Here is a 10,227-nt window from a genome sequence, read left to right as displayed (position 1 = left end):
GATCCTATCCAGATCACTGTGGCACATAAGTGCCGTCAGGAGGGGCTACCCAACCCATCATCAGAGCCCCGTGTAAGTGTAAAAGTAATGGCGTCCTTGGCTCCGTTCTTGTGCCTTCTCCTTCACTTAAACTTTAGATGTAATTTTTTTGCGCGGAACGGTGCTGAACCTTTCGTTTAAAAATACTATATAGAAAAGTATTGCATTATTTGTGTATCGTCCTATCTTCTTCTCAGCAGCGGCGGGAACGCCTGATGGAGAAGATCATGAGCCACATACCCGAAGTGACCGGCTTTTTCGACAAGCGCACTTTCTCGGTGCAATATGTGGTGGCGGACCCCGCCACCAAACTCTGCGCGATCATCGACCCGGTGCTGGATTTCGACGAGAAATCCGGCCAGACCGCCACGGCGAATGCGGATGCGATTTTGCAGTTTGTGCAGGACCAGGGCCTAACGGTGCAATGGATCCTCGACACACACCCTCATGCCGATCACTTCTCGGCGGCCTCTTATCTGAAGTCCAAGACCGGCGCGCCGATCGCGATCGGTGAAAAGGTCCGCGATGTGCAAAAGCTCTGGAAGGGCTTTTACAACTGGCCGGATTTTCCGGAAGACGGCAGCCAGTGGGACAAGCTCTTTGCCGACGGTGCGGAGTTTATGGTCGGCGAGATCCCTTCCCGCGTGATGCTCTCGCCCGGCCATACGCTAGCCTCGGTGACCTATGTCATCGGCGATGCAGCCTTCGTGCATGACACTTTGTTCATGCCCGACAGCGGCACGGCGCGGGCGGATTTCCCGGGTGGCTCGGCGAAAACCCTCTGGGACAGCATTCAGGCGATCTTTGCGCTGCCGGATGACACCCGCATTTTCACCGGCCATGACTATCAGCCGGGGGGCCGTGCGCCGATGTGGGAAAGCACCATTGCCGAGCAGAAGGCGAAGAACACCCATATGTCGGTCTATAAGACGGAAGCTGAGTTCATCGCCGCGCGCGAAGCCCGTGATGCCACGCTGCCGATGCCGAAACTGATCCTGCAGTCACTTCAGATCAATACCAATGCGGGCCGTCTGCCCGAGCCGGAAAGCAACGGCCGGCGCTATCTGAAGATCCCGCTGGATCTTCTGCAGGCACCCTGGGGGTAAAAGATGAGTGACATCAAGGATGTGGCACCGGCCATTGCGGCCCTGGAAGAGCGGGCGGCAGAGGCCACCGCTTTTCTGAAAAAGCTCGCCAATCAGGACCGGCTGATGATCGTCTGCACCCTGATTCAGGGCGAACGCTCGGTGCGCGAGCTGGAGGAAAGCCTTGGGCTGCGTCAGCCAAGCCTGTCGCAGCAGCTTGGTGAGTTGCGCCAGGCCGGGATGATTGAGGGCCGCAAAGAGGGCCGTGAGATGTTCTACCGCCTGGCCGATGAGCGCGTCTGCGCGCTGGTCGGCACGCTCTACCAGATTTTTTGTAAGTAACGCCCAAAGGCCCCCTGCCGGGGGCGTCCGGGCCGGGACAGGTGTCTTATGACCGAATTTACCCCTCTTCTTTCCATGGCCGGAGGTGCCCTGATCGGGCTTGCGGCCGTGCTTTTGATGGCCTTTCACGGCCGGATCGCCGGGATCAGCGGCATGCTGCAGGGTATGCTGCCGCCCTTCGCAAAAGACTGGGGCTGGCGGGTGGCCTTTCTGGGTGGCGCGATTGCCGCGCCCGTTCTGATCGCGGCCATCACAGGCTGGCGGCCCGAATTTGTCGCTCCCACCCCGAACCTGTGGCTGATCATTGGCGGGCTGATCGTAGGTGTGGGCGTGCAACTCGCCTCGGGCTGCACCTCGGGTCACGGCGTCTGCGGCATGTCGCGGCTGTCTGTCCGCTCAATCCTGGCTACCCTGACCTTCATGTTCACGACCGGCGTCACCGTCTATGTCGTCCGCCACATTTTCGGAGGGTTCTGAGATGCAGATCCTGATTGCAGCCCTGATCGGCCTGATTTTCGGTGTGGGCATCACGCTGGGCGGCATGATCAACCCGGCAAAAGTGCTGAACTTCTTCGATATTGCAGGCAGATGGGACCCGTCACTGGCCTTTGTCATGGGCTCGGCGCTGATTGTGACTGCTATTGGCTACTGTCTGGTCTGGAAGCGCCCCGCGCCGGTCTTTGAGGCGAAGTTCCAGGTGCCGACCCGTAAAGACATTGATCCCCCCCTGATCGGCGGGGCTGCACTTTTCGGTGTGGGCTGGGGCATTGCGGGCTTTTGCCCCGGTGGCGCGATCCCGGCGCTTGGTCTGTTCGAGCCGCAGGCGTTTCTCTTTGTAGGCTCCATGCTGGCGGGGCTGTATCTCGCCAGAACCCTTCGCAAATCCTGATCTGAAAGTCTGAGAGATGTCACGTCTGTCGAAATATCTGCCTATCCTGACCTGGTCGCGCAGCTACGACAGCGCGACGCTTTCTGCCGATCTTCTGGCCGCGGTGATCGTCACCATCATGCTGATCCCGCAGAGCCTGGCCTATGCTATGCTGGCAGGTCTGCCGCCCGAGGTGGGGCTTTATGCCTCCATCCTGCCGCTGGTGGCCTATGCGATCTTTGGCACCTCGAAAACGCTGGCCGTGGGGCCTGTGGCGGTGGTCTCGCTGATGACGGCCTCGGCCGTGGGGCAGATCGCTGCTGAGGGGACGGCGGATTACGCCACGGCTGCCGTTATGCTTGCGGGGCTCTCAGGGTTGATGCTGACCGCTATGGGCTTGCTGCGGCTGGGTTTTTTGGCGAATTTCCTGTCGCACCCGGTCATCTCAGGCTTCATCACCGCCGCGGGTCTGCTGATTGCTGTGGGGCAGATCAAACATCTGCTGGGCGTGCCGGGCGGGGGTGAGCATTTCTTTGACACCCTCGCAACGCTTGTCCGCCAGATCGGCGTGATCAACCCCGCGACGCTGGCGATGGGCGCAGGCGCACTCGCGGCGCTTTACTGGGCGCGCAAGGGGCTGGTGGGGCTGCTGCTCCGCAGGGGCCTGCCCAAAAGCGCCGCGCAGATGATCGCCAAAGCCGCACCGATCCTGGTGGTGGCAGTGACATCGCTGCTGACCTGGGGCTTTGATCTGGCGGGGCGTGGCCTGCGCATCGTGGGCGAGGTGCCCGCCGGTCTGCCGCTGCCCGCGCTGCCTTCGCTGAACCCCGGTCTGATTGAGGCGCTGTGGATGCCCGCTCTGCTGATCTCGGTCGTGGGCTTTGTTGAAAGCGTCTCGGTCGCCCAGACCCTTGCTGCCAAGCGGCGCGAGCGGATTGAGCCGGATCAGGAACTGATCGGCCTTGGCGCGGCCAATCTGGCCTCGGGGCTGGCGGCAGGCTTTCCGGTCACCGGTGGCCTTGCCCGCTCAGTTGTGAACTTTGAGGCCGGGGCCCGCACCCCTGCGGCGGGCGTCTTTACTGCCATCGGGATTGCGCTGGCGGCGATGTTCCTGACGCCTGCGCTCTACTATCTGCCCCAGGCGGTGCTGGCCGCGACCATCAGTCTCGCGGTGCTGACTCTGGTGGATTTTGGCTCAATCCGGCGCAGTTTCCGCTATTCACGCCCCGATTTTGCCGCCCAGATGGCGACCATTCTGGTCACTCTGGGCTGGGGGGTTGAGGCCGGTCTGATCGCGGGTGTCAGCCTTTCCATTGGGCTCTATCTCTGGCGCTCGTCCCGCCCCCATATGGCGATCGTCGGCCAGGTGCCGGGGACCGAGCATTACCGCAATATCGACCGCCACGAAGTGCTGACCTGCGAAGACATCCTTTCCATCCGCGTGGACGAAAGTCTTTATTTTGCCAATGCCCGCGCGTTGGAAGACCGGATCAGCGCGGAAGTCGCCGTCCGTCCGGCCCTGCGCCATGTGGTCCTGATGGCATCGGCCATTAATGAGATTGATGCCTCGGCCCTCGACAGTCTTTTGTCGATCAATGCGCGGTTGCACGAGGCGGGGATCACCTTCCACCTCTCAGAGGTGAAGGGCCCGGTGATGGACCGGCTGCAACGCTCAGATTTTCTCAGCCGTCTGACGGGTGAGGTTCACCTGAGCCAGCACGGCGCCTGTTGTGCGATCCGGAGCGACTGCGCGCCGCGTGTGGGGGCCACTCGCAAGGTCTAAGCTCTAAACCGCCCCCTGATCCAAGGCCGCAGCCGGGTGCGCCATGTTAAGAAGCGAAAGAAGTACCCGTGGAAGCATCTCCGGCAGATCCTCGGCGATCAAACCCGGGCCGAAAGCCTCAGCGGCTTCCCCGTGCAGCCAGACAGCCGCGCAGGCTGCGGGGAAGGCTGCCATTCCCTGGCTGAGCAGCCCTGTAATGAGTCCTGCCAGAACATCGCCCGCCCCCGCAGTACCAAGGGTCGGCGGGGCGTTTCCATTGATCACCACCCGCCCGTCGGGATCTGCAATCACCGTGTCCGCCCCCTTCAGAACCACCACCGCCCCCGACCGTGCAGCTGCTCGGCGAGCGCGGATGAGCTTGTCGCCGCCCGTGTCGAAAAGCCGGCTGAACTCGCCGTCATGCGGGGTCAGAACACAGGAACCGCAAATCGCCGCATAAAGATCCTCGGGCGCATCGCTGAATGCGCTCAGGGCGCCGGCGTCGATCACCAAAGGCCGACCAGTCCGGAGAAGCTCCAGCGTCCTGCTTCGTGTGTCCTCATCAGCCTCGGCCCCCGGACCGATCAGCGCCCCGGAAAAGCGGGATGTAGCGATCAGTTTTGTAAAGTCATTGGGCAGAGATATAGGATGCACAATCATACTTTCCAAACTAATGGCATAGATCATCATCGCCTCTGACGGAGCGGCTAAGGTTGTGATACCGGCTCCGGCCCTTGCACAGGCCCGCGCGGCCAGCCGCGCCGCTCCTGTCATCGGCCAGCCGCCGCAGATCAGAGCGTGACCGCGGTTGAACTTATGCCCTTCTGCCTTGGGCCAGGGAAACTGCTGAATCCAAAGTGCAGGTATATTCTCAAAGGTTGCGGGTTCGGTGGGTATGGCGAGAGCGTCTGAAAGGCCGCCTTCCACGACAACGACCTCTCCGCAATGGAGACGACCGGGAAGCAGCAGATGACCCGGAGATTTGCTCCCGAAGGCGATGGTCAAATCGGCCTTCATGTCAAAGGTGACCGCACCGTTGTCGGGATCCACCCCACAGGGGATGTCGAGCGCAATCAGGGGGCGCCGGGCGAGCGCCGCGCGGATTTCTGGAAGCAGAGACGGCAGCGACCCTGCTCCGGCCAGCGCATCGACAAAGAGATCCGCCCCGCCGATGACCGTCGAGTTCAGCGTCTCAACGGGTATCGACCAGAACTTCGAAAGCTCCCCTGCCGGGTCGGATGCGGACTCTGCGGCGCCCGGGACAGCAATCCTGACTGTAAATCCTGCCTCGGCAAGGTGCCGGGCGCATGTGAAGCCGCGCGCGCCGGTGACACTGGGGCCGCAGAGCACCGTGACCTTCCTTGCAGACCAGCGCCGACGGAGCTCGTGCGCCGCGGCCCTGCCATCCGCCTCAAGCAGATCAGTCGCTGAAATCCCCGAGGCGAACGCGCGCTGGCGGGCCTGCTGTCGTTGGGCCGTGGTCAACAAATATGAATGCGGTGTCATGGCCAAACTCCGGTAAAGCCCTATGGCAGGGCAACGCGAAAGCCTGCCGGTCCGAACGAGGCTAAAGTCTCAGCCGGTCTTCCGCCAGAGGCTCAACCAGTCCGGCCGGGACAGGGGGCGGACAGAGGAGCCCGGGCATCTGTCGCCACGGGTATCACGCCATGTTTTTCGCACGCGACAGGGGCGTGCGGATCAGCTTCATCGTGCTTGGGAGGTGGTCACTGTTGGCGGGAATTTTTCAGCCTAAGCACGTTGCCTCCACTCAGCGCGTGCGTGTGGCGGCTGGAACTACAAGAGGGCAATGAAGAGTTTGGATCTCGTGACGAGCTGACCCGAGAGATAGAGCAGTGCGATGATATAATTACGGTAGTCTCCAGCGAGGAGGAAGAAGATCGCTCCCGAGAGCGGATGGAAGATGAGGTTCTGAGCGCGCTGAGCAGGTCCGATCAGGTAGAAATCTCCCAAATTGATGAGGCTTTGCACCGCATTGAGCTGGGAACATATGGAACCTGTGCCCTGTGTGGCCACCAGATCGCGCCGGAGCGCCTGAAAGCAATGTCAACTGCGGGACTGTGCATAAGTTGCGCCAACTCGCCATCTTAAAGGGTCTTGCTTGAAGGGTCCCTGGCCCTGATGTCAAAAGCTGAACATCCTTTGGACTGCCCCCACCAAGACCGTAGCGGGATAGGCAGATCAGCTCTGCGCAAAACCGGCTATGCGTCGCGAAAAAATGGCGGAGAGGACACCGCCGCCTCTGCAGCTGAGATCTGTAAGGAGACCACAGCTCAGATCGAGATCAACGTGCCGGCGGCCCCCTCCAGGATCGCGGCTGCATCTTCCATGCGGCCAATTCCCGCGATTAAGCCACCGCCATGCACGAATTCCAAGCCCGCAGCGACCTTCGGGGCCATTGATCCGGCGGGCAGGGCCATGGCCTTTGCCGCTGTTGCGGTGAGTTTTGGAATGCGAAGGGCCGAGGGCGCGCCGAAGTCCTGTTGCACCCCATCAACATCGGTGAGCATCAGCAGCGCATTGGCCCCGATGCCCTGTGCCAGAAGCCGGCTGGCGTGATCCTTGTCGATCACCGCCTCTACACCGGTCAGGCTGCCGTCCGGCTGCCGGATGACCGGAACTCCGCCGCCGCCGGCGCAGATTACCACCACGCCCTTCACCAGCAGCAGCCGGATCACGGAAAGGTCGGGGATTTCCTGCGGCATGGGCGAGGGTACTACGCGCCGCCAGGCCGCCCCTTCGGGTACCACAGCCCAGCCGTGTGCGGCGGACAAGCGCCGGGCTTCGACTTCAGAATAAAGCGGTCCGACCGGCTTACTCGGCTGCGCAAAGGCCGGATCTGCGGGATCGACGATCACCTGTGTTAGCAGCGTGGCGACCGGACGGGCGTGGCCAAGCGCATTTTCCAATTCTTGCTCAATCAGATTGGCTACATTTGTCAGAGTGAAGCGCGCGAGCATTCATTCGCCCCCTCGACTGAGTGCTGCTGTCAGACCCGCAACGATCGCTGCCCGGCTGAAATCGTCTGCGAGGCGTTTGCGATGCTTGCTCGAAAGGGCGGGGCACCTGTGGCGGGTCGGTCGATCTTTGTAAGCGGAATCCAAGCTCTTTTGCACGAGATGTCGCGTGACGCAGTTGCGCCTGAGATCGACCACCAAACGGCAGTGCCAAGGGCCATATCCGTCCCCACGTCAACTGACGCACGGGGCCGGGGGGATGCCGGTGCATCATGTCGACAGCAGCGTTCCGTTCAGAATGGCCTACGGCCAGGGTGATAATCACACTATGCAGCTATTACCAGCCGGATCGTCATGGCAAGCGCTGAGACGGCTGCGATGCCAGCAAGCCAGAGACCGACAAACCAGGCCAGTCGCCGCATCAGTGATAGCCTTCTTCCGGGTCAAGCTTGCCGCGAAACACCCAATAAGCATAAGCCGTATAGGCTAGGATCAGCGGCACCAGAATCAGGGTGCCTACCAGTGCAAAGCGCAGGCTTTCATCAGGTGCTGCGGCCTCTGAGATCGTCAGGCCAGGGGGCACCATCATCGGGTAAAAGCTGATGCCGATCCCCATGAACGCCAGCACGAAGAGCGCAAGCGCGCAAAGAAAGGGCGCCAGATCCTCTCCACGGCTAAGCCCGCGCCACAGCCGCCACGCGACCAGCGCGACCAGTCCCGGAACGGCGAAACTGTAGATCGCGGTCGGCCAGGCGAACCAGCGCGCAGCATAGGCAGCCTCCTGCAAGGGGGTGAGCGCGCTGAAGACCGCCAGAAAGCCTAGCGTTGCTGCGGCAAACCAACGGGCCATGCCGCGCATCCTGTCCTGAAGCGATCCGCTCAATTTAAGGTTCAGCCAGGTCGCGCCCAGCAGGGCATAGCCCGCCGGGACCGCGATGCCGGTCAGGATGGAGAACGGCGTCAGCCAGTCCCACCAGCCCCCGGCATAGGCGCGGTTCTCAACTTCAATCCCCTGTACCAGAGCGCCAAGCGCAATGCCCTGAGCTACAGCCGCGACCAGTGAGCCGGCAAAGAAGCTGTGATCGCTGCGTGCGCCAGCGATACTCAAATGCCACCCCCCGGAAGATCAGCGCCAGCAGCATCAGAATGATCGGCACGTAAAGTGCGGGCATCACAATGGAATAGGCGAGAGGGAAGACCGCAAAGAGCCCGCCGCCGCCGAGGACCAGCCAGGTCTCATTGCCGTCCCAGATCGGGGCCACGGAATTCATCATCAGATCGCGCTCCCGCTCGCTTTCGGCGGTCGGAAAGAGGATGCCCACCCCAAGATCAAAGCCGTCGAGGATGACATAGACCAGCACGGCGAAGGCAATGATGCCCGCCCAGATGAATGAAAGCTCCAGTCCGAACATGGCTCACTCCTCTCTTTCACCGGGATCCTGCGCCGGTCCCGGGGCGATGCCCGCCGCCCGGACGGGGCCGTCGTTCAGCACGTCCATCCGGACATCCGGGCCGATCCCCATCATGCGCAAAAGATAAAACGTCCCTGCTCCGAAAATGAAGAAATAGACCAGTATGAAGGCGATCAGTGAGGCCGCCACCGCTTCGGCTGCCAGCGGTGAGAGGCTCTCTGAGGTGCGCAGATAGCCATAGACCGTCCAGGGCTGACGGCCGACCTCAGTGGTAATCCATCCCGCCAGCACCGCGATGAAACCTGCAGGTCCCATGGCAACCGCCGCCCGGTGCAGCAAAGGCGCATCATAAAGCCGCCCGCGCAGCCGCGCCACAAGCGCCCAGACCCCAAGGCCGAGCATGGCAAATCCAAGGGCCACCATGATGCGGAAAGACCAGAAGACGATGAAGACCGGGGGCTCATCCTCATCCGGCACGGTATCCAGACCCTTCAGGGGGCCGTTCAGCGAATGGGTCAGAATGAGGCTGGAGAGCTTGGGGATTTCAAGAGACCAATGCACCGTCTTCGCAGTCTGATCGGGCCAGCCAAAAAGGATCAGCGGTGCGCCCTCGGGGTGGCTCTCGAAATGGCCTTCCATCGCCATGACTTTGACGGGCTGATATTCCAGCGTGTTCAGGCCATGGGCATCGCCAAGATAGATCTGCACCGGTGCGGCACAGATCAGCATTCCCATGGCCATGGCAAAACTTTTCCGGCTCGCAGCCGCCGCGCGGTCGCTCAGCAGATGCCAGGCCGAAGCCGCTCCGACCACGAGAGCCGTCGTCAGATAGGCCGCCATCACCATATGCGGCAGGCGGTAAAGAAAGGAGGGGTTGAAGATAATGGCCCACCAGTCTTCAGGCAGGAACTGACCGCTCTCAGAGATCGAGAACCCGGCCGGCGTCTGCATCCAGCTGTTGACCGAGAGGATCCAGGTGGCCGAAATCAGGGTGCCAACGGCAACCATCGCGGTTGCGAACATATGTAGCCCGTCGCCCGCGCGTCTGCGGCCAAAAAGCATAATGCCCAGGAAGCCCGCTTCCAGAAAGAAGGCTGTCAGCACCTCATAGGCCATCAGCGGGCCGATGACCGGTCCTGCCCTGTCTGAAAAGACCGACCAGTTGGTGCCGAACTGATAGGACATCACAATGCCCGAGACCACGCCCATCCCGAACGCCACGGCGAAGATCTTCTTCCAGTGATTGAAGAGGGTCAGATAGATTTCCTGACGCGTCCTGAGCCAAAGGGCATTGAGCACGGCAAGATAGCTCGCCAGGCCGATGGAGAACGACGGAAAGATAATGTGAAATGAGACGGTAAAGGCAAATTGCAGTCTGGCCAGGATTTCAGCATCCATCAATTCACTCCGCTTCCACAGGAACCCCCTGGCCGGTTCAGACCCGGAGGTAATCTCACCGAAGCACGCTCAGCCGGGTGGAGAGTTCTAACGCCCTGGCCAGCAGGGAGCCTTGCAAGGGCGGGCAATGCTACATCCACCATTGCCCGAATTCCTCCGAATTTCACCTTATTTTATTGGCTGGCCCCGGGATCTCCTGTCAACATGTTGGCTTCAAAGCGGAACTTAATTGAAGAGGGCCGTTAAGTTCCGCTAAAGAGCCCGTTGAACGGGCCCCCATTTCGACGGCATTGCCAAGTTATTTTCACCTGGTGTGTTGCAGTCTGTGTGAAGCCGGTCACGCGGT

Annotated in this window: 9 protein-coding genes and 1 pseudogene; 6 read left to right on the top strand and 4 right to left on the bottom strand. The window is 61.3% G+C overall.

All coding sequences use genetic code 11. The annotated features are described in order from the left end of the window. Positions 1-266: 266 nt before the first annotated feature. The 5 genes from EP867_RS18015 to EP867_RS17995 are packed head-to-tail and all read left to right on the top strand — an operon-like array spanning position 267 to position 4,117. Positions 267-1,145 (top strand): MBL fold metallo-hydrolase, encoded by an 879-nt coding sequence (locus EP867_RS18015; protein ID WP_128490849.1) that lies wholly within the window; start codon positions 267-269, stop codon positions 1,143-1,145. Between the two features lie 3 nt (positions 1,146-1,148). After that, positions 1,149-1,466 (top strand): ArsR/SmtB family transcription factor, encoded by a 318-nt coding sequence (locus EP867_RS18010; RefSeq protein WP_128490848.1) that lies wholly within the window; start codon positions 1,149-1,151, stop codon positions 1,464-1,466. 48 nt (positions 1,467-1,514) lie between these two features. Continuing rightward, positions 1,515-1,943, top strand: a complete 429-nt coding sequence (locus EP867_RS18005) for a YeeE/YedE family protein (protein ID WP_128490847.1) — start codon at positions 1,515-1,517, stop codon at positions 1,941-1,943. Between the two features lies 1 nt (position 1,944). Then, positions 1,945-2,355, top strand: coding sequence for a DUF6691 family protein (locus EP867_RS18000; RefSeq protein ID WP_128490846.1), 411 nt, complete (start codon positions 1,945-1,947; stop codon positions 2,353-2,355). 16 nt (positions 2,356-2,371) lie between these two features. Next, positions 2,372-4,117, top strand: coding sequence for a SulP family inorganic anion transporter (locus EP867_RS17995; protein ID WP_128490845.1), 1,746 nt, complete (start codon positions 2,372-2,374; stop codon positions 4,115-4,117). 3 nt (positions 4,118-4,120) lie between these two features. On the opposite strand, the gene EP867_RS17990 is transcribed toward EP867_RS17995, so the two are convergent. Then, positions 4,121-5,602 carry an NAD(P)H-hydrate dehydratase gene (locus tag EP867_RS17990; protein ID WP_128490844.1) on the bottom strand — a complete coding sequence of 494 codons (1,482 nt, stop codon included), beginning with the start codon at positions 5,600-5,602 and terminating at the stop codon, positions 4,121-4,123. Here EP867_RS17990 and EP867_RS20560 point away from each other — a divergent pair. Beyond that, positions 5,591-6,205 (top strand): TraR/DksA family transcriptional regulator, encoded by a 615-nt coding sequence (locus EP867_RS20560; RefSeq protein ID WP_128490843.1) that lies wholly within the window; start codon positions 5,591-5,593, stop codon positions 6,203-6,205. The two genes, EP867_RS17990 and EP867_RS20560, sit on opposite strands and share 12 nt — an antisense overlap. Positions 6,206-6,387: 182 nt before the next feature. Here EP867_RS20560 and EP867_RS17980 read toward each other — a convergent pair whose 3' ends face one another. The 3 genes and pseudogenes from EP867_RS17980 to EP867_RS17970 all read right to left on the bottom strand — a co-directional run bounded on the left by EP867_RS17980 (position 6,388) and on the right by EP867_RS17970 (position 9,884). Beyond that, the gene (locus tag EP867_RS17980) at positions 6,388-7,074 is read right to left on the bottom strand and encodes an amino acid kinase family protein (RefSeq protein WP_128490842.1); all 687 of its coding nucleotides are present in this window, start codon (positions 7,072-7,074) and stop codon (positions 6,388-6,390) included. Positions 7,075-7,492: 418 nt separating this feature from the next. After that, positions 7,493-8,483, bottom strand: a pseudogene (gene cydB, locus EP867_RS17975) (cytochrome d ubiquinol oxidase subunit II). A gap of 3 nt (positions 8,484-8,486) precedes the next feature. After that, positions 8,487-9,884, bottom strand: coding sequence for a cytochrome ubiquinol oxidase subunit I (locus tag EP867_RS17970; RefSeq protein WP_128490841.1), 1,398 nt, complete (start codon positions 9,882-9,884; stop codon positions 8,487-8,489). Positions 9,885-10,227 lie beyond the last annotated feature (343 nt).

Origin of the sequence: Falsigemmobacter intermedius, assembly GCF_004054105.1 — a bacterium.
Taxonomy (GTDB): Bacteria; Pseudomonadota; Alphaproteobacteria; order Rhodobacterales; family Rhodobacteraceae; genus Wagnerdoeblera; species Wagnerdoeblera intermedia.
This window is presented reverse-complemented; position numbering and strand designations above follow the sequence as displayed.